Source organism: Desulfohalobium retbaense DSM 5692 (genome assembly GCF_000024325.1).
Taxonomy (GTDB): Bacteria; Desulfobacterota; Desulfovibrionia; order Desulfovibrionales; family Desulfohalobiaceae; genus Desulfohalobium; species Desulfohalobium retbaense.
This window is the reverse complement of record NC_013223.1, coordinates 2,786,974-2,806,453: the sequence shown is the minus strand read 5'-3', so window position 1 is coordinate 2,806,453 and position 19,480 is coordinate 2,786,974. Positions and strand designations below refer to the sequence as shown.

Below are 19,480 nucleotides of genomic sequence, written 5' to 3'. Positions count from 1 at the left end.
ATGTTGATATGTATGGAATAAAAAACGGAGAGGACTATTTATGTCTCTTTTACAACGAAAATACGGTCTTTTCAACCAGGTTTTGTCATAAAGCACAAAAAAATGGAAGAGCAGCAAAAAAACAGGTAGCACGTTGAAAGCATTAGGTATCCGCTTCCCGTACTACCTGTCGTCAAAAGGGGAATTGAGTCTAGCCGGTGTCCTTCAAGTTCATTGTCGATCTTGTGAACGACTAGAATTGGAGAAAATCCTGAAGGACGCTTTGCATTTGCCCTATTTGTGATTCTTGGAGTGTAAAGATGGCTATATCAAGAACCAGACTGTTATTCACCAGATTATTGTTTCCAGGAACTTGGTTTATTTGGAAAATACCGCTTCCGCCCTGAAAATCGCCTATGACGGCGGTGCTCGTTCCCAAGGGGTTGTTGAGCTGGACCGAGGAATCCCCCGGAGCACGGACGAGATCCGTATTCGCCCCACCGGCCGCATCATTCAGGGCAAATTGGTTGCCGCTCGTATCCCAATACATGGAATAGTTCATGGAAAAATAGAACCCCATGAACTTTCCCCGTATCTCCTCAAGTTGTGTATCCGCGAGAGCCTGCGCCTGAATACTCTCGGGCAGGATCCCGGAACTCTGGGCCGGTTGGGCTGCGCCCAGAAAGACGAATACAAAGAAGAGGACAACGATGCTTTGTTTATATGTCCACATGTATTTTCCCCTTTTCGTGCAACATCAGTTACAATTCATTTCAAAAGGGCGAGTCATAAAGTGAAGCGGGAGAGCTGTCTGACGAAGACTCCAGGCATCTTTTTGAGAGACATTGAGTTGGTGGAGTTTATACAGATCTTTGTCCGGATTGGTGCCGAGAACGGCTAAAAAGATGTTGTTCCAGGATTTGGAAAATTCTTCCAACTTGACAACACGATGGCCATAGGCCGGATCGCCAAGATACACCTTATTGTTTTTGACTCCTTTGAGTACCACAAAGTGTTTATAATTTTTGACTTCCATCAGAACGATGATTGGAATACTCAGCTGCGACAATTGATCCGCTTCTATTTTGTACCCTTCAGCCCTGAAGCCTTGCCGTTCCGCGTATTGTTTGAGATCAAGCAATGAAAATCCTTTGTCTTTTATCCGCGCATCGTCCCCTTTTTCAAGGATATCTTTGACGATGTCCTGTTCAGTCAGCTTTTTTCGGCCGTAGTAGTATTTGATGATCGTCGCCAGGGCGGCTGAACCGCAACTGTAGTCCAGACCCTGCCTGACAATGTTTTTGTAGCGAAGCTCTTTGACGCTTTGGATTTCTTTGCGCATGAAACACCCGTTTGGCCCCACCTTGAGTTGCAACGTGCCTGAAAAGCCCGGGCTCGCCAGGCTTAGAGCAAAGAAGAGCAGGAGGGTACTTGCCAGTCCGAAATGCCATCTGCTTCTTTTCATGCGCGCTCCCCTGATATGGGTGAGGAGACAGCCGTTTTGACACGGCCGCCTCCTCTTTGTTTACAGGTCCATTTCCACTAGCGGTTATTGTTCCCCGCCGCCTCCATTGCCAGGAGTGGGGATATTGCCGTTCGCAGCCGGGACATAACTCACAGAGAGCGAATTGGCTTGCAGGTTGTTGGTGCCGGCAGCCACATTGACACCGACATTGCCCTCGGCGTTCATGAGTACTCGGTTGCTCAGGGTCGCGGTGTTGGTGGCGCCCACATAGCGGGTTACGACGACAGGGATATCACCGGTGACAGTGCCGGTCAGCTGGATTTGCTGGGAGCCGATGCCGCCCATGAACATACCGGATTCAGTGCCTTCGTAGTCGCCTTCAACCGTGCCTTCGTTGTCAAAGGCCATTCCGCCGACGCCCTCGCGGTTCGGGTTGTCGATGGCGCCTTGTGTGGCGGCGTCGAAGTCAACATGGCCCAGATGCTCTGGCGAATTGGGGTGTTGCTCGTCGATCGGGAAGTTCGGGTTGCGGGCCCAAACATCGGGGTAGAAGTTGCTGGCCTGGTAGCTCATGCCCGAGGTCTCGCCATTAAAGCTGCCCTGGGTATCACCTCCGTAGAATCCGATTTGGTTGGTGGATCCAGCGGTGCCGCCAGCATTAAGTCCCAGGTTAACAGGGACATTTTCGACGTATTCTTCTACAAGGGGCATGTTTCCCACGGTGTTGTGCATGTTTTTCTGTTGCACATAGGCGGTGGCCACCGAGACCCGGGATGGGGCCACTGTCGCCGCAAACATATTCGTCTGCCCGTTGTGGTTCCCAGCGGCGATATTCAATCCGATGTTGCCGCTGACGCCCATGAGCGCATCGCCCTTGGCCAAGGCTTTGTTGGTCACCCCTTCGTTGCAGGCGCTGTTGAACATTGCCTTTTGGACACTGAAGGATTTGGCTTCAGCCATACTCCGTTCCTGTTCGGAAGCGGCAACCGCGACGACCTGGCTTTGGGCATTGAAATCGCCAGCAGCGATATTGACACCAATATTGCCGGCAGCACCCTTCAACACTTCGCCGGAGACCGTAGCGGTGTTATCAACTTCGTAATTGTTCACCGAATTGATCATCAGGAATTGATCATTCTTCGCCAAACTGCGGGTGACCCCGTCGACATCGATATCGCCGTCGATTGCGACATCTGCGTCGACCATGGCGAAATAAACGCCGATGTTGGCTTCGGCCATCAGCTGCAGGGTCAGATCGAGATTGCCGCTGAGTTCCGCGTCAGCGACGAGGCCTGCGATGATGGCCGGATGGCCTTGAGCATTGGCTGAGGTGCCGAAGCACAACAGCATTGCACAACCGAGTACGACACTCATAAACCGTTTCATGGGAGAACCTCCTCTGGTTACACGTTGGGTTAGGGTGTGACGTCCATAAATCCCATGTCCATAAGAACACGATTGGACACACCATTGCCCGAGCCCGCGGACTGGTTGACCTGGACCACACCGCTGGCCCCGGAGAATGCCTGTCCGTCTATAATATCCGCCCGCTGACTTCCCACGTTGGGTCGTGAGGCAGTGGCGGAACCCACCGTCTGACGCAGATTGCTGGCCGAAACCGGTCTGGCGTTTGTGGCCATGCCGATTCCGATACAGACCTGGTTGCTCTCGGCGGACCCGCTCCCAGCGGCCTGGTTCACGCTCAGAAGTCCCGAGACCCCTTGGAAGGCGTTGTCTGTAATGCGGTCGATACTCAATTCTGGAGGCGTGCCGATGGAAAGGGTGGTCTGGTCAACATGTCCAAAATCTGCGGTTGTCCCGACACCAATACTCCATTGGTTCGCCTGGACGTGGTTGTCGCCGGCAGCTGTATTGACCCCGATCACGCCGGTGCTACCCGCCAGGGCGTTATCCTCGATGATGTTGACATTCACTCCGCCTTGCGGCGGTTGAGCAGCGACTGCCGTGGCCAACAGGATCCCGAGGACTGTTCCAAGTAGGCTTTTACAGAGATGGTGTGCGGAGCGGGATGGATGTCCAAGCATGGCTGTCCCCGTGGTGGTCTTAATGGTCGAAATGGGTCTGTGTCCGTTGGATACTGATATTGGTGCCCGAAGAGGAGCTGTGGGCAGCTTCACGGGAACTTCCCTTGGCCTCGTCCCACAAAATGATATCCCCTGGGGGATTCGGCATAGCGGCTGTGCTGGTCGCCGGAGAAAACCGCCCAAAAACCGCGTAGAGTTGGTCATCCTGCACACTTTGCCATGCCGTGGCCGACTGGGAGGTCTTCTCCTGAGGGCAAAGTGGTCCAGCGCTCAGCGGGCCTGGACCACTGAGGCTGGCAAGAAGGAACAAAAGGGAGGCAAGGGCGGCAGATGGCGTCTTCATGCGAGAGATACAAGCAAGAGGCGTGCCGATAAATAATTACCCGAAATGCAAGACTTTATTTAGGCAGGATGTAAAGCTTTCAGCGTAGGGAACGTAAAAAGCGAAGGAAATGGGGGGGAAGACAGTCTTTACAGCAATTAACGGATGGTCGCGAGGCCGTGGGCCCAACTGACTGTTCAAAAATCCTAAGGGACGGCGCAAAAAAGTTCGGTTCTTTGACGGATCCAGTGGATTTTTGGAGTTTGCCGTCTCTTCTGTGTGCCCACTTTCGGCCCGGTATTTTCTCAATCCCGCCAAAGGGGGATCCTTGCCCCCTCCGGACTCTCAAGTGGAACAGAACTCTAGGTGTCGAAGATGGCCCTTGTTGCACCGGAATCCGCCTGGGAGCATTCAGTTCGCGGTCCGGTTTCCCCCTTTTGGCGGGACCAAGAAAATGTGTGGGCCTTTCGCTCGAAGCACACAGAAGAGACGGCAAACTTTTGCGTCTGAAATTCCATGCCCTGTGACGAAGAGCCAAAAGTTCGCGGTCCTAGCGCGCGTATTCGTAGGTCCGAGTTTGAACGTCTCGCAGTTTTGCTGCCATTGGGGGCTTTTCAAGCACCTGCCAACTCCGGCAGCGTTGCGCGCAAAGGACCTTTACGAATGCAGGGGGGCTTCTGGATCTGGTGGCAGGGGTTGATCTGGCAAGAGAGAGGTGTGCTGGATGGCCACTTTTTTGTTCAGATCAGGGCCCAGCTTAGGCCGAGGGGCACGGTGATCAGTGAGGCTAGGGTGGTGGCCACGACCGTACTGGCGGCAAGCTGGGGGTCGCCACCAAAGCGGTGGGTCAAGATGGTCGAAATGGCCGCAGCTGGCATGAAGGCGTTGACGACAGCCATATTGTAGACGTCGTCCACGATGGGCAATTGACGCAGGATGAGGGTCAGCAAGACCGGGATACCAATGATGCGCAAGCAGGAGGTCAAGAGGACAAGCCGCCGGGGAGAGAAATCCGGCAGGGGATAGAGGCTGGCTCCCACGAGAAAGAGGACCAGCGGGATGGCGGCCGAACCGACAAAGGCGGTGGTCTGGGCCACTATGGTTGGTATCGCTTCGGTCGCTCCCAGAAGACACAGGGTGAGTGCCATGAGCAGGGCGAGGTGGGTCGGTGTGAGCAGATGGCGAACGCCATCGCGCCAGGAACCGCCGCCGAGCAGGACGACGCCGATACTCCAGAGCCCGAGTGCCGCTCCGAGGCTGAAGAAAAAGAGATTGGCTACCGCGGCGTCTCCCCACAGGTTTTCTACGAGAATCACCGGGAGAAAAACGGCGTTGTTCACCGCGCAGAGGTGGTGGACCGTCCTGCGTTGCGCCACTGTCCGTTTTTTGAGCAAAAGCCGTGCCCCAGCCCCCACACAGGTCCCAAAGACCACGATGGCGAAAGCGATGACCGGCAGGGGCCAGAGTTCGTGCAAGCGCTCGGTGGCAAAATGTTCGGTGGTGGCCGAAAAAACAAGGCAGGGCATCAGGAAATCGATGGCCAACCGGCTGAAACGCCCGATATCCATGCCTTGAAGGTAATTGAGATGCCTAGCCAGCCAGCCAAGGCCAAAGACGCAAAATATCTGGACCACCGCCCAGACGATATCAGTGACCAAAAAAGCCTCCTCTGCGATGCATGGTGTTATTCCCGAGGGGTCGGCACAAGGGGCTGTTGGTCGAGCAATTGCGGAAGCGCTTCCTTCTCAAGGGGGTAACTGAAGAGAAATCCCTGCGCGTACCGGCATCCCATCGCTGCTATCAGGGCGGCCTGTTCCTGCGTTTCAATGCCCTCAGCGACAACAGTTTTGTTCAAGGATTGGGCCATATCAATAATGGCCTGGGTGATGGCTTTGCTGTGCTCGTTGGTCAAAACGCTTTGGACAAAACTCAAATCGATTTTCAAGGTGTTGATCGAAAAACGGTGCAGATAGCTCAACGAGGAATATCCGGTTCCGAAGTCATCCACCGCCACTCCGATGCCGATCTCCTGGAGTTGGCCGAGGAAATTCTGGACCTGGGCGGCGTTCTCCATGAGCACGGTCTCAGTGAGTTCCAAACGCAGGGTCTGGGCAGGCAGGTTGTGAATCAGGAGCAGTTCATTGATTTCGCGAACAAAATCGTGCTGTTCCAATTGGCGGGCGGACACATTGACGTTGACATGCATGTGGTCAACTGCATTGGGGTCATTCGCCCGCAATGCGGCCAGTGCCGCACAGGCCGAATCCAGGACCCATTTGCCAAGCGGCTGGATCAATCCGCTTTGTTCAGCCACGGGAATAAAGCGATTGGGCGGAATGACCGTTCCGTCGGCCAGCCTCCAGCGGATCAAGGCCTCGAATCCCGCAATCTCACCGCTGCCCAGGTCGACGATGGGCTGGAAGGCCAGAAAGAGTTCCTGTTGAGCCGGGTCTCGGAGGTTTTTTCGAAGCTGATTCTCCAGGGACAGGGCTTCAAAAGCTTGGGTGTGCAGGGCTTTTTTGAACGCGGCGATCTGGTCGCCGCCCTGGAGTTTGGCCTGGCGCATCGCTGTGGCGGCATCGCGCAGAATATATTCCGGATTGTTGTAAGGATTGGCGTCGAAACAGGTCACCACCCCTATACTGGCCGTGATATTGATGTCATGCGGAGAGAGGTGCATCGGGGTTTTCAGGACCTCGAGAATATGGTGGGCGCTTCTCAGGACCTGGTCCTGGTCGTTGCTGGCCTGGAGCAGGATGCCGAATTCATCGGCACTCAGCCGGGCCAGGGAATCCGCTGGAGAGAGAAAGTTGGCCAATCGGCGGCTGGCTTCCTGCAATACAGCGTCGCCCACCCAGTGTCCGAGGCTGTCGTTGATTCGGCTGAAGCGGTCGATGTCCAAAAGCAGGACGGCAAAGGAGCAGTGCCCCAGGCGGCGCTGGGTTTGGAAAAGCTGTTCCAGGCGCTTGAGAAAGAAGGAACGGTTGAGCAGGCCGGTGAGACCGTCCCATTCGCTTTTATAGGCGAGTTCTTGCTCTGCCTGTTTGCGTTGGGTGATATCGCGGATGATGCCGCGCAAGTGCTGGGGCTTGTTCGTCGTGAGGTCGCGTTCCACCTCGCCCACGGCAAAAAACCACCGCGTATTGGCGCCCCGTTGCCAGCGAAATTCCAAGTGGAGTTCCTGGTCGCGCAGCAAGCTTTCCTGGACCGCTCGTTCAAAGTTCGGAATGTCTTCGGGATGAATGTGCCGGAGCACATCTTGATAGGTCCGGGGCAAAGGGGAGGTGCCGTCCCCTTCGGTTAGAAAACTGGAGACGTCGCCGGCCCAGGTGAAACGGTCTGCTTCGATATCCCAGTCCCAACTGCAGGCTTTGGCTGCGCGCTGGGTGAGACGGTTGTGCCGCTCTTTTTGGCGCAGACTTTCCGCATATCCCCGGATCAGGACGTAGAGCAAAATGCCGGTACCGGCGACAAAGAAAAGGCCTTTCAGGCTTTGGAGGGTCGTGCGCCAATGGCTTGATGGCGCTAATTGGGCGACAATGGAATCAGAAAAGACGATCCAGACTCCGGCGACAAGCACATAGATCAGGACGATCATCGCTGGTTGAAAGAAGCGCTTGTTCAGATTGCGTTGCATGCCTCTCCTTAGCAGATTGAAAGTCTCTCCCCTGTCCGCGTTGGTGGTCGGGGCAGGAGGAGATCGGGGAGCATCATGTCGAAGATGAGGAGGTGTTCAGGGGCAATCCCGTGGTCGTCAATGCCGGGCGCAAAAGCCCCATGGCGTTAAAAAGCTGGGCCATGGCCTGTTGATAGTCGGCCATCGCGGTCGTCAAACGGCCTCGGCTTTGCGTCAGTCTGGCCTGGGCGTTGAGGACGTCGGTATTGGTGCCGACCTGGTTGGCATACCGTTCCTGAGCAATACGGTACCCCTCTTCAGCCTCCTGGATCGCCTTGCGAGCGACACGGATCTGTTTTTGGGCCTGCTCCAGACGAAGGAATGCGGCTTTGACTTCGTATTGTGCTTCTGTATCCGCATTGCGCGCTTCTGCTTGCAATCCCTGGACCTGTTCCCGGGCCTGGGCAATTTGATACGTTGTGTTTCCAGAGTTGAAGATTTCCCATTGCATGCGGGCGGAAAGCCGCCACTCGCTCGGGTCCTGATATTCGTTGCCGTCAACGGCCGGGGTGTCCCCGGCTCGGTAATAATCGTAATTGGCACTGATCTGAGGGTACCTGGCACTGGCGATTTCTCGCACGGCTTTCTCCCCGATTTGAACGCTTTTCTGGGCCAGAGCGAGGTCGGGGCGGTGTTTTTTGGCGATGGCCATGCAGGTCTTCAAGGGCAGGGGAAAGGGGGTAAAATCCAGGCTGCCGGTATAGGTGACCTCGCTTTGAGCTGGACGGCCGAGAAGGGTGTTCAGGCGGGCCTTCTGGGTCTGTACTCTGTTTTGAGCCGCCAGCAGGTCCTGTTCGGCGCCGGCCACATCCACTTCAGCCTGAAGGACGTCGAGTTTGGGTTTGACGCCCACCTCGTAAAAGGATTGGGCCACATCGCGTTGGGCCCGGAGTTGTCTCAGCGCATCCTGGGCAATGGTCACATTTTCCCGGGCCTTGATCAGGTCCAGAAAGGCGGTTTGGACCTGTAGGGCGACAGTAAGCCTGAGGTCCTGGAGTTCGAGTCGGGCTCGGTCCGACTCGAGTTGCGCTTTCTGGTAGCCGCTTAACAGCCACAGGCCGGTGAAAAGGGGCTGACTGACATTCAAGTGGGCGTCCCACTGGTTCTGCTCCCCAGACTGGATTCCAAAGGCGGTCGGTTCCTCATCAAGTCGGGTATAGCCGTAATCGACCTTCGCTGAGGGACCCAAAGAGCCGCGTTTTGCCTTGACCCCGGCCTGAGCGCCGCGGACCCGGGCTCCGGCGGCCTCCAGGCGGTGGTTGTCCTCTAGAGCGGTTTGCACGGCCTGTCCCAGCGTCAACGCCGCATCGGTCGCGGCCATCGAAAGTGAGGGAAAGACGGACACACTGCCCAGAATGAGGACAAGAGAGACAAATGTATTCAATACGGCGGTCATGACCTCAATCCTTTCACGTTAGCAGCCCATCGGGAATCTCAAGGGGCACAAGGCGACAAGGACTTCGCACGGGTGTGTCTACTCGATACACTGCGGCTCTGAATGCGTTGCGCCATGCTTGCGAGATTTTTTGAACGGGATGCGGGGTACAGAATTTTCCAACAGTCAGCGGGATTCGCAAAAGCAATAACCTGCCCCCACACCCGCATCCTGTCAATGCCAGCCCTGAGGCGCAGACCGCCTCTGCAGCGGGCCGCAAAATACCCTTCGCCGTTATTCTTTATCCTTTATGAAGTCGATCCGTTCAGCACTTTTTCGCCGTGCCGTGCTTTTGGCTTGGGGGGTGCTCATAAGGCCAGTCGGAAGAAGGACGTTCACCCCTTGCGACCTCTGGTTTCTACAGTGACAGATTGTTGATCGTCTCCTCAGATTGGTGTCTTTTCAGAATTTTGCAAAAGCGCGCCAAAAGAGTCGGAGAGCTGGTCGTCTGGGCGAGTGGTAACGAGGGGCCACGAAACCAGCCTCATTATGTCGCCGGGAAAAAGGCTGACTGAAAAGAGGGGGGGGCAGCGGTGTGTTCCATATGGGCCAGAGCGGGGTCGTCTTGTGCCATATGGGACAGACCCTCTTCGGAATCCTTGTCCCTTTTGGGACAACTCCGAAATCCTTTTCTTTTTAGTTTTTTGAAATAATTCATTTTTATGTTTTGGAACATGTTTTGCTTAGGGGAGGCTAAACACCGACAGGTATCGGTGTCGTGTGGGAACGAGGTACTTCCAGTCCCGGGGTACCACCAAGCGGCCACTGGGCCGGAAGTTGAACATCATCTGATGAGAGTGAAGGAGAGGATGACCATGCACAGACAGTTTGCACGTGCCATGACCGCTGCGGCGGTACTCGCCTTGTCCCTGTTTCTCTGCGGCCCGCTCTGGGCCCAAAACGGGGTACAAGCCAGCCTTGAGTCCAAGGATCTCCAGGTTGGAGAGACCGTGACCATTAAGGGCAAGATCCAGCCGGGAAAGGACCTTTTTGTTACTGTGGCCTCCCAGGACAAGTTCGCGCCGCAAGACACGGACGGGGTCAATGAGAAGAAGTCTTTTGCCCGTGATGTTCAGGACAACGCCTTTGAAATGGATACCGAGGTGCCGGTTCTGTATTATGTCCTGACCAACAAGCCCGAAGAATTGGGGAATATCACCAAGAAACGTTTCGGCGGCCCTTCCTTTGCCAAGGGGATCTATGAAACGACCATGTTCAGGCTTGGTGATTATGACCAGCTCAACACTGAGCTCAAGCAATACCTCGGCCCGATCGATACCCAGCAGGAGTGGGATTTCTACCGCTATACCCACGAGACCTCTTACGGAATCAATACGGTGACCAAAGAGCGCACCCAGATCGGAAAGGTCACCATTTTCGCCCGTTCTGTCCTGGGCGACTATGAACAAACCGGCAATTACTGGGACGAAGGGACCTCCATTGAGCTGGACAAGGCCACTGGTGAATTCACCGCCAGCTTCAAGACCTTCCGTCACTCCCCGCCGGACACGAATTTCGACGTCTTTGTCAACGGCAAGGAAATCGGCTCCTATACCCTGGAAGGCAAAGGATTCTGGCTCTCCCTGGGCGGCCGGTACATGAACCCCTTGTGGATCATTCTGGGCGCGATTCTTGTCGGGGCCTTCTTTTCGCTGATCGGGGCCGCCGGCGGCATGCTCATGGCCGCCTACCAGGTCATGGTTGTCAATACCATGGGGCCGGTGGGGATCAACGCGGCCAACGTCCTGCGGCCTTCCAACGTCGCCTTGACCCTGTTCTCGCCCCTGGGGTCGTTTTACCGCTATGCGATCAAGGAACGCCGCGTGGCCTGGCCGGTCGGCCTCTCTTTTGGCGTGGGGATTTTGATCGGTTCTATCTGGCTCGGGAAATATGTCACCGAATTCCTGCCGCTGGCCTCGTACAAGGAATGGCTGGCCGTGCTCGTGGTCCTCATGGGCGCCCGGACCTTGTATGAATTGACTCCGAAGGTCATGGAAAAGCGGAAAAACATCAAGGCCATGACCCAGAAGTTCAATGAAGAAGTCCGCAAGGCCAAAGAAGAGGGCCGCGCCGCACAAATGGGCTCCATTGAACCTGTGAGCACCGGGCTGACCAACTTCCGCTTCAAGTTCTGGGGCGAAGAATTCAAGATCAACCCCTTGCTCTTTGGCATCATTGGCCTTGGTATCGGTATCGTGGCTCGCTGCTTCGGTATCGGTGGTGGCTTCCTGCTCGTGCCCATCATGACCATGGTCGGCGCCCTGCCCATGTACGTGGCTGTGCCGGTTGGTCTGGTCGGGACCTGTTTCTCCTCTATCGGGTCCTTTATTGGCTACCTGATGAATGGGTACCTCCCCGACTTCTGGATCGCCCTGGCGATCATCATCGGCGGCTTCGTCGGTGGCACGATCGGCAGCCGGATGCAGAAACTGTTTACTGAAAAGCAATTGAAGTGGATCTTGGCCGTTGTGCTCTTTTTCCTCTTCTTCCGCTTTTTCAAGATCGAGATCTGGCTCTAAGACTCGGTGCCCCTGGCCGGCGCTATAAAGCGCCGGTCAGGGGAATTTCCCTGCGTCTTGAGGTGGCTGCTCCAGCACGAGGGAGCCGACACCTCGAGACGTCGGGATCCTTCGAAAACCACCCCATCACGGGAGGAATGATATGCTCGACACAATCTGGATGAAGATCGTGGCCGTCCTGCAGGCCGTTCAGGGAGGCATGGATCAGCTTCTGGCCCCCGTGGACGCCACGGCTGGCCCGGCTGTCTCCATCTTTCTTCTTGCCGTCGGCGTTGTCTTGCTGACCTCCTGGTTCGGCCGGTTCAAGACCCGCCGCTACCGGGAATTGGAAGGCGAATTCTGGCATTGGTTTCATGTCCGTCAGGCGGCCCTGGAGGCCGGCGACGGGCAGGACGACCAAAAAAGCGCCCTGGCCAAGAACATCGACAAGGCCAAGCTCAATGAAGTCTATTATAATTATTTTTTCGAGGGCCTGCTCAACAATCTGTTGACCCGCTATATCCCGATCATGCTCGTGGCTGGGTATATCAACACCGCCTACCGTCCTGAGGCTCTTATGGCCTCCACAGGTCAAAAGGCACTATTTGCCCTGCCCTTGGGCAGCGACCCCGTAACCGTAGGCGGCGTCTTCTGGTATGTTTGCTGCCTTGGCCTTGCGGCTCTGCTTCGAGTGGGGCTCAAGCGGGCCCGTCGCCGTGGGAATGCCCCAGTGGGGGAGGTTGAGCATGCTGTCTCTCATTGAGCAGATTTCCGACTGGATCGAGGCGCGGTGGCCTGAACTCCTGCCTTGGATTGCAGGTCTGGCGACCTCTCTGCTGGGATTAGGGGCCCTGGTCATTTTGACCGTCGGGCTGGCCCCCGCCAAATTGGTTTCGCTCATGCCCCTGTGGCTCTGCCTGGTTGCGGCCAGCGGAGGGTATTCCCTGTGGCAGAAACGGCGCCAGGGGAGTTCAAGGTCGCTGCCAATTCTTACAGCGGGCCTGGCGCTTGTTCTCGCCGCGACTGGAGTGGGCGTGCAATACGGTGTGGAGCGTGTCTTTTTTCAGGCCCAATTGCGGCCGACATTGATGATTGTTTTTGCTGCCGCGGCTATCTTCGGAGCTGCTCTCGGAGGGTGGTTGCGGGTGCGTTACGAAAATGCGTGTACGACTGGGCAGTAGCTTGAGGGCTCACTATAAAGACTTGATTGGAAATAAGGAGCACATGCAATGGCCGGAATGAGTTATAAGGAAATGCAGGATGTCCTGATGGAAGAACTGCGGCTGTATCACTATCCGATAGCCGTTAAATTTTTCTTCAAGGACGAAGAGATCGAAGAATTCAAGGATAAAGCGGAGTTCTATCTTCCGGTGAAGCCGATGACGTTTTGCCAATGGGAGATTGCGGCGCGGATGAAAGGGCAAACCGTGCTCGCCGAGGAAGAAGGTCTGGGATGCAACAACGCCAAATGCGCCTTTGGTTGGAAGCCCATCGATGAGAATGAAATCAAGAGCCATTTGAAGTATGTACGGGATGAAAAGCAGGCCGAGAGCTTTGTTCGCACCAAGCCCCGCCTGCCCGAAGGAACATTGAAGGCCGTTGCCGTAAGCCCCCTGGCTGACACTGTCTTTGAGCCGAGCACCGTGCATTTTTATTGTGACAATATGCAGGCCTACCACTTGGCGGTGGATTGGATGGCCGCTTTGGACACCCATCCTTTACGGACCAACATCACGATCAACTCTTCGGCATGTGCCGGAAACGTCTTCTCCTACCTGGAAAAATCGGCCAACATGCTGCCAGCCTGCAGCGGCAGCTACAATGCCGGTAAAACCGAACGCGGTGAAATCAATTTCATCACCCCGGGCGACCATATCGGACTGGTGGTTCAGCGGTTGCTTGACCGCAAGGCTGAGCGGGGCAGCAGTTCGGTGACCCGTCCCGGGGACAATTTTCCCGGGGCTGACGTTTGTAAAAACTGTCCGCTTATTGTTTTCAAAAAGGACGGGAAAAAATAGTCTCACTCCTCCCCCGCGTTTGCCATACTGCCGCACGACACCCCCGGTCTCCCCGGGGGTGTCGTGTTTGCAGGGCCTTAGGCTTAATTGGGCATAAAAAAGGGGCAATCCCATTTCCTATTTTCAGGCCGTCACTGAGTTCCTGGCTCGGGAAGAGTTCCGGCCTGCCAACCCCAAGGAGGGCGCCATGCACAACAAAACCACCCGTGATCACATCCTGATTTTTCGCTTTTTTTCACAGATCTTGCGCGATGAAGTCCCGTCGACCTTGTTGGCCGCCATGCAGGCCCCCGCGGTGGCAGATCGCTTGCGCGATGTGCTGGAGCACAGCCACCTCCTGGAGGTCGAGCAGGCCGGCAAAGAATTCGTGGATTTCCTTGTCTCAGCCCCGGCGGCACAATTGGCGCATGGGCTTCGTTTTGACTACGCCGAACTCTTTCTCAATGTCGGCGCCAATCCGGTTTTCCCTTACGAATCCTGCCATATGACCGGACAGCCGGTGGTACGGCAGAAGAATATATTCGCCCTGCGCTCGGCCTACCGGGAAGCCGGGCTGCGCCCCGCCGGAGACTATTTTGATCTGGATGAACACATCGCGGTCGAGCTCGATTTTCTGGCGGCGTTACTCCAAAGGGGCCGGGAGGACCAATTCCAGGTCTTTTTTACCGATCATTTCTCCCCCTGGGCGCTTTGTTTTTGCGAGCAATTGGCAAGCGCCGCCGCATCGGTGTTTTATCGCGACGTGGGCATGATTCTGCGCGGCATCCTGCGGTGTACCCTGGGCTGTTTGGGCCAATCGGAAGGTCTGGCAGCGGACAAAGCCGCAGCCCAATGCCGCCAATTGGCGGAAGTCATTGAGCAACTCGGTCTCCAGGAAACGCCCGATCTGGTTGTCCCTGGAGAGGATGTTCCTTCAGAGACACAGGAAATTCCCACCCATTGTTACACCTGTGGGGCGCTGTGCGGTATGCGGGCCAAGGTCCAGGACGGAGTGCTCGTCTCGGTCAGTGGCTTGCCCGGCGACCCCAAAGGCGGCGGGCGTTTGTGTCCCAAAGGCGGGGCGGCTCCGAAGCACCTCTATTCGGCCTACCGCCTCAAAACGCCTTTGGTAAAGGAAGACGGCCGCTTCCGGAAGGCGAGCTGGGACGAGGCCTTGGACCGTGTGGTCCAAGGCATCCGCGAAACGCCGCAGGGTCAGTTGGGCTATTTTCGCGGCAATGATTTCTGCAATTGGATCCACGAAGCCTTGTTCGATCATCTGGGGTGCCCGAAAGGGACCCACCGGACCATGTGTGATAACGCCAACCGGATGTGGACCGAGCATTGCGTGAACGACAAGCGGCCGTGGCTCAATTACGAAGAGGCCGATTATATCCTCCATTTCGGTATGAACGAACTGGCGACCTCCTACGGGCAGCGGAAGACTGCGGAACTCAAACAGGCCCTGAAACGCGGCGCCAAACTTGTGGTCTTTGACCCTCGCAAATCCGACACCGCGGCCAAGGCGAACGAATGGATTCCGATCAAGCCAGGGACCGACGGCGCCGTGGCCATGGCCATGGCCCATGTCCTGCTGAGTGAAGCGTTGTACGATCAGGAATTTGTCCAGGAATGGACCTACGGCTTCGAGGCGTTCAAAGCCCGGGTCCTTGGACAGGAAGACGGTGTAGCGCGGACCCCGCAATGGGCCGAAAGCATCAGCGGCGTGCCGGCCGAGACCATTGCCCGCATCGCCCGGGAATTCGCCGCAGCCAAGGCCAAAGGGGCTTTGTCCTGGACCGGGCTGGCCCAGGTGCCCAACGGCTACTGGTCCACCGGCGCTGTCCAGGCCCTGAATGCGCTGTGCGGGACATACGATGCCCCGGGAGGGCCTTCATTGCCATTTAAGCGCAAGCTCAAACCGGCCTGGGGCGAGGGACAGACCAAGCCCCCGAAGACCGACGCGCCGAAACTGGACAGTTTCAGCATGTGGTCAGGATGGTCGCCCGCGGTTTTCGAACAGGATATCGATGCCGGCCGTCTGACCGGGATGGTCGGATACTGGGGAGATCCGGTGCTGTCCTGGGGCAATTCGGAATCGGTCCGCCGCGGATTGGACAAAATGGCCTTCAAGGCCATGATCGAGGCGTTCATGTGCGACACCGCTTTGCAATGTGACGTGATTCTCCCGGACGCCACCTGGTTGGAACAAAGCCAAGTCAAGCCGGATTGGCTGTATGAGGCCTTTATCGGCTATTTTGCCGAGGTCGTCCCACCGATGTACGACACCAAGCCGATGTGGCGGATCACCCAGCTCTTGGCCCAGCGGCTTGGATTAGGGCACTACTTCCCATGGAATGATGTGGAGGAAGCCTTCGCCAATATGTTCGCCGGGACGCCGTGGTCTTTTGAGGAGCTCAAGGCCAAGGGATTTCTCCTCACCGACCAGGCGGCGTACTACAAGTACAAGGAATGGGGTGGCTGCAATCCTCCTGAAGGATATGGTTCGTCTGGCACGAGCAAGACGGGGAAATTCAACCTGAAAAATCCGGTAGCCGAGGAGAAAGGGGTTGATGCTTTACCGGATTACAAGGCCCCCGCAGCCGAATTGACGGCAGATGAAAAGTATCCCTTTATCTTTGGCAATTTCCGTCTCTTCCAGCACGAACATTGTTCGACGTTCAACAATTTTCAGCTCATGAAATTGCAAGGGACCAATACGTTGTGGATCAATGACAGCGATGCCCAGGGGCTGCAGATCGTTCAGGGGGACCAAGTCCGGGTCCAATCGCCCTGGGGCGAGGTGGTCATGCAGGCCAATCCCACGGCGGACATTGCCCCCGGGGTTTTGGCGGCCGCTGGTGGGTTCGGGCACAAGCGGGGTCTGGAAGGCGATCCCAAATTCCCTCATGTTGGGGGCGTTAATGCCACCGGTGAACTCCAGAAGCCGAATACACCGGAAGCCGTTGGCGGGACGCCGCTTTTAAAATATATCAAGACACGAGTCGAAAAAGTCTGAGCGCTATCGGCCCGCCATTCGGGGGCCTGAGCATCTCCACATGACAACACCCCCGGCACAGCCGGGGGTGTTGTCATGTGGAGCCCGGCGCAGGATGGGTTGACTGATCAACCCCAACCCATTGCACTTTTTCCGGCCAAGGCCTAGACTTCCCCTGGATCATCACGTCGCACCCTGCCGGAGAGAAAAACTATGACCAAGATTACGGAATTCATGCGCACTGATGTGCACAGCGTGCACGAGAACACGAGTTTTGAGACCCTGATGTGCCAGGATATCTGTAACATTGCCGACCATGTCTATGTCCTGGATAGGGACAACCATCCAGTGGGGTTGATTACCACCCTGGAGTTGCTCAAGGCTTTGGTGCCGCCGTATCTCAATAGCCATTTGGCGCAGATGCTCCCGGAAGACCAGCGCTTAAACGAGAAGTGCTACGAACATGCCCGCCATTTGACGGCCAGGGATGTCATGTCCACCGATCTGCCCCTGATCAGTATCCACGACAGTTTTCTGCGCGCCAGCACCATGGTTCTGGACACGGCAGCCAATGCCCTGCCCGTGGTCGACGAACATGGGCGTCTGCTGGGAGAAATGACCCGCTGTGATCTGGTGCGCTATCTGGGGAGCAATTTCTGTCCGCTGCCCGATCTGCGCGGTACGGAAGGCGAACAGGACGGCCAGGCTCGCGTCCATTGATATCCGGTGGCGTGATTTTGGGACTTGGCATTCGCCCCGGAGGCTTCAAGACTAGGCATGGCCAGGGAGGTGGTCCCCATGGCAGATGGCCGAGAATGCCTGACTTGCGGCGTCGAAACGGGAGCGACATTGGAGAGCCAACATTGTGAAAAAGAACGTACTTGATTTTGAGGTCTTAGGAGGCTCTGGAGAGATTTCTTTTTTAACTGCCCAGTATGATTTGAAAATAAAATTTTCCGCTGCGGCGTGTCTCCGGGTTGACAGGAAAGGGGTGGCCCGGTAGGTGCCCTTACACCGCCTCCGGACGGAAGCGGTGTTTTTTTGATTTTGATATTGACTGCCTGTTCAAACAATACTCTGTGTTCCGTTTTTCCTGGGGAGGACGCCTGTCATGTGGACTGTGACCAAGTATATGAACACCAAAATCAAATCGGTCTACCCGGACACCCTTTTTGAAACCTTGTTTTGCAGTACCTTGTGTCCTGAGCCGGACCATGTCTACGTCACGGACCAGGAGGGGATTCTCATGGGCATGTTGACGACCTACGACATCTTGAAAGGACTGGTGCCCTCCTATCTCACGTCCCATCTGACCCGGGCCCTGGCCGATGATTTGAGTCTGAGCCAGAAAGCGTACACCAAAAGCAAGGATCTCACGGCGGCGGACATCATGACCTCGAATGTCATCTCCCTGCGCGAACAGGACAATCTGCTCAAGGCAGTGACCATCATCCTCGAGACAGGGATCAAGGCCCTGCCGGTTATCGATGGTCAGTCCCGGATTCTCGGGGAAGTGACCCGCTGCGATGCGGTCCGGTATCTCGGTCAGAACTTTTGTTCGCTCCACGAGACCCATTTGCAGGACCACCTCTTCCGCCAGGCCCAGAAGGCTTCGTAATCCCTCCACGTCTGTTCCGATCCCATCGGGAGCTGACCTGGTCAACGAAAGCCCCTGCAGGGGATGAGAGACACGTATGTATTGGGTATCCATTGCCATTTTTGTTCTCGCCTACGGCTTGATCGTCTCAGAGCAAATCGACAAGACCAAGGTTGCCTTGGCCGGTGCGGCCGCGGTCTTGTTGACCAAGGTTCTGGTCCAGGAAGAGGCCTTCCACGATCTCCATCTCGGTGTCGACTGGAACGTGGTCTTTTTGCTGATCGGAATGATGATCATCGTCAATATCCTGGCCAAAACAGGGGTTTTCCAATATCTGGCCGTACGGACCGCTAAACGGGCCAAGGGGGAGCCGTTTGCGATTATGGTCCTGCTGGCCCTGCTCACAGCCGTGGGCTCCGCCTTTCTGGATAATGTCACCACCATCCTGCTGATCGCTCCGGTGACCATGCTGATCGCCAACCAGCTCGATCTGGACCCGGTGCCGTTTATCATCACCGAGATCTTCGCTTCCAATATCGGAGGCACGGCTACGCTGATCGGCGATCCACCGAATATCCTCATCGGCTCCAAGGCCGGGCTGACGTACATGGATTTTTTAATCAATATGGCCCCTGCCGTGGTGGTCATCTTTGGTGCCTGGATCCTGGGCTGGAAGTGGCTTTACAAAAAACGGCTGACGGTTTGTCCCGAGGCCAAGGCCCGACTCATGGCCATGGACGAGAACCGCTTGATCAGCGATCACGGTCTGCTTCGCCGTTCCCTGGTCGTGTTGGCATTGACCATCGTGGGGTTCATGCTCCACGGCGTTTTCCATTACGAGCCAGCGACTGTGGCCTTGGGCGGCGCGGCAGTCATGCTCCTGATCTCCGGCCTGGAACCGGAAGGCATTCTGCGTGAGGTGGAATGGGAGACACTGTTTTTCTTTATCGGCCTTTTCATCATGATCGGGGGCCTGATCAAGACCGGGGTCATCAAGGATTTGTCCATCGGCATGATCGGGCTGACGGATCCGAGCCAACATTCCATGCAGGTTTTGTCTCTGGTCATGGTCTGGTTCTCCGGGATCTGTTCAGCCATTGTCGACAATATCCCCTTTGTGGCCACCATGAATCCGCTGCTGGTCGATGTGGCCCATGAAATTTTTCCGGGACAGGGCGGGGAAGTGTTGCGCCATCCGGTGATGTTGCCGGTGTGGTGGTCGCTGGCCCTGGGCGCCTGCCTGGGCGGCAATGGGACGGCCATCGGCGCTTCGGCCAATGTTATCGCTTTGGGGCTGGTGGAAAAATCCGGCTTTAAAGTCAGCTTTGTCCGTTTCCTGCGTTTCGGGGTGCCGGTCATGCTCGGTTCCCTGGCGCTCTCTATGGTTTACGTCTATCTGCGTTATTACCTCTTGGGCTAATCGAGGGTACGAGACAGGACCTTAGCGCAACGCAAAAGGCCCCGACCA

The 19,480-nt window shown here is 56.2% G+C and carries 15 protein-coding genes; 8 read left to right on the top strand and 7 right to left on the bottom strand.

Annotated elements, in window-relative coordinates:
- Window positions 1–232: 232 nt before the first annotated feature.
- From DRET_RS12260 to DRET_RS12220, 7 genes are all read right to left on the bottom strand, one after another.
- Window positions 233–712, bottom strand: coding sequence for a hypothetical protein (locus DRET_RS12260; RefSeq protein ID WP_015752863.1), 480 nt, complete (start codon window positions 710–712; stop codon window positions 233–235).
- A gap of 24 nt (window positions 713–736) precedes the next feature.
- Entirely contained in the window at window positions 737–1,321 is a 585-nt protein-coding gene (locus DRET_RS12255; protein ID WP_167317808.1) for a C39 family peptidase, read from the bottom strand.
- Between the two features lie 207 nt (window positions 1,322–1,528).
- Entirely contained in the window at window positions 1,529–2,830 is a 1,302-nt protein-coding gene (locus tag DRET_RS13175; protein ID WP_015752861.1) for a hypothetical protein, read from the bottom strand.
- A gap of 29 nt (window positions 2,831–2,859) precedes the next feature.
- A complete protein-coding gene (locus DRET_RS12240; RefSeq protein WP_015752860.1) occupies window positions 2,860–3,489 on the bottom strand; it encodes a hypothetical protein in 630 nt (209 codons plus the stop codon).
- Between the two features lie 1,062 nt (window positions 3,490–4,551).
- The gene (locus tag DRET_RS12230) at window positions 4,552–5,469 is read right to left on the bottom strand and encodes an AEC family transporter (protein WP_015752859.1); all 918 of its coding nucleotides are present in this window, start codon (window positions 5,467–5,469) and stop codon (window positions 4,552–4,554) included.
- 26 nt (window positions 5,470–5,495) lie between these two features.
- Window positions 5,496–7,448: a putative bifunctional diguanylate cyclase/phosphodiesterase gene (locus DRET_RS12225; RefSeq protein WP_015752858.1), complete on the bottom strand. Its 1,953-nt coding sequence runs from the start codon at window positions 7,446–7,448 to the stop codon at window positions 5,496–5,498.
- A 73-nt stretch (window positions 7,449–7,521) separates the two neighbouring features.
- On the bottom strand, window positions 7,522–8,883 hold the full coding sequence (locus DRET_RS12220) for a TolC family protein (protein WP_015752857.1): 1,362 nt from the start codon (window positions 8,881–8,883) through the stop codon (window positions 7,522–7,524).
- A gap of 854 nt (window positions 8,884–9,737) precedes the next feature.
- On the opposite strand from DRET_RS12220, the gene DRET_RS12210 reads away from it, so the two are divergent.
- The 8 genes from DRET_RS12210 to DRET_RS12175 all read left to right on the top strand — a co-directional run bounded on the left by DRET_RS12210 (window position 9,738) and on the right by DRET_RS12175 (window position 19,432).
- Complete coding sequence (locus tag DRET_RS12210) at window positions 9,738–11,441, top strand: sulfite exporter TauE/SafE family protein (RefSeq protein ID WP_015752856.1); 1,704 nt, start codon at window positions 9,738–9,740, stop codon at window positions 11,439–11,441.
- 142 nt (window positions 11,442–11,583) lie between these two features.
- Window positions 11,584–12,183, top strand: a complete 600-nt coding sequence (locus tag DRET_RS12205; protein WP_015752855.1) for a hypothetical protein — start codon at window positions 11,584–11,586, stop codon at window positions 12,181–12,183.
- Window positions 12,167–12,601, top strand: a complete 435-nt coding sequence (locus tag DRET_RS12200) for a hypothetical protein (protein WP_015752854.1) — start codon at window positions 12,167–12,169, stop codon at window positions 12,599–12,601. Before DRET_RS12205 ends, DRET_RS12200 begins: the two co-directional genes overlap by 17 nt.
- 48 nt (window positions 12,602–12,649) lie before the next feature.
- Entirely contained in the window at window positions 12,650–13,438 is a 789-nt protein-coding gene (locus DRET_RS12195) for a DUF169 domain-containing protein (RefSeq protein WP_015752853.1), read from the top strand.
- Between the two features lie 187 nt (window positions 13,439–13,625).
- Entirely contained in the window at window positions 13,626–16,436 is a 2,811-nt protein-coding gene (locus DRET_RS12190; RefSeq protein ID WP_015752852.1) for a molybdopterin-dependent oxidoreductase, read from the top strand.
- Between the two features lie 192 nt (window positions 16,437–16,628).
- Entirely contained in the window at window positions 16,629–17,135 is a 507-nt protein-coding gene (locus DRET_RS12185; protein ID WP_015752851.1) for a CBS domain-containing protein, read from the top strand.
- 391 nt (window positions 17,136–17,526) lie between these two features.
- The gene (locus DRET_RS12180) at window positions 17,527–18,033 is read left to right on the top strand and encodes a CBS domain-containing protein (RefSeq protein ID WP_015752850.1); all 507 of its coding nucleotides are present in this window, start codon (window positions 17,527–17,529) and stop codon (window positions 18,031–18,033) included.
- A gap of 76 nt (window positions 18,034–18,109) precedes the next feature.
- Window positions 18,110–19,432, top strand: a complete 1,323-nt coding sequence (locus DRET_RS12175) for an ArsB/NhaD family transporter (protein WP_015752849.1) — start codon at window positions 18,110–18,112, stop codon at window positions 19,430–19,432.
- Window positions 19,433–19,480 lie beyond the last annotated feature (48 nt).

What these genes read in the sequence shown, in the direction of transcription:
- DRET_RS12255 (WP_167317808.1), bottom strand. Translation starts at nt 1,321, where the DNA reads ATGCGCAAAGAAATCCAAAGCGTCAAAGAGCTTCGCTACAAAAACATT.
- DRET_RS12225 (WP_015752858.1), bottom strand. Translation starts at nt 7,448, where the DNA reads ATGCAACGCAATCTGAACAAGCGCTTCTTTCAACCAGCGATGATCGTC.
- DRET_RS12190 (WP_015752852.1), top strand. Translation starts at nt 13,626, where the DNA reads ATGCACAACAAAACCACCCGTGATCACATCCTGATTTTTCGCTTTTTT.
- DRET_RS12205 (WP_015752855.1), top strand. Translation starts at nt 11,584, where the DNA reads ATGCTCGACACAATCTGGATGAAGATCGTGGCCGTCCTGCAGGCCGTT.
- DRET_RS12260 (WP_015752863.1), bottom strand. Translation starts at nt 712, where the DNA reads ATGTGGACATATAAACAAAGCATCGTTGTCCTCTTCTTTGTATTCGTC.
- DRET_RS12210 (WP_015752856.1), top strand. Translation starts at nt 9,738, where the DNA reads ATGCACAGACAGTTTGCACGTGCCATGACCGCTGCGGCGGTACTCGCC.
- DRET_RS12200 (WP_015752854.1), top strand. Translation starts at nt 12,167, where the DNA reads ATGCTGTCTCTCATTGAGCAGATTTCCGACTGGATCGAGGCGCGGTGG.
- DRET_RS12195 (WP_015752853.1), top strand. Translation starts at nt 12,650, where the DNA reads ATGGCCGGAATGAGTTATAAGGAAATGCAGGATGTCCTGATGGAAGAA.
- DRET_RS12240 (WP_015752860.1), bottom strand. Translation starts at nt 3,489, where the DNA reads ATGCTTGGACATCCATCCCGCTCCGCACACCATCTCTGTAAAAGCCTA.
- DRET_RS12185 (WP_015752851.1), top strand. Translation starts at nt 16,629, where the DNA reads ATGACCAAGATTACGGAATTCATGCGCACTGATGTGCACAGCGTGCAC.
- DRET_RS13175 (WP_015752861.1), bottom strand. Translation starts at nt 2,830, where the DNA reads ATGAAACGGTTTATGAGTGTCGTACTCGGTTGTGCAATGCTGTTGTGC.
- DRET_RS12180 (WP_015752850.1), top strand. Translation starts at nt 17,527, where the DNA reads ATGTGGACTGTGACCAAGTATATGAACACCAAAATCAAATCGGTCTAC.
- DRET_RS12175 (WP_015752849.1), top strand. Translation starts at nt 18,110, where the DNA reads ATGTATTGGGTATCCATTGCCATTTTTGTTCTCGCCTACGGCTTGATC.
- DRET_RS12220 (WP_015752857.1), bottom strand. Translation starts at nt 8,883, where the DNA reads ATGACCGCCGTATTGAATACATTTGTCTCTCTTGTCCTCATTCTGGGC.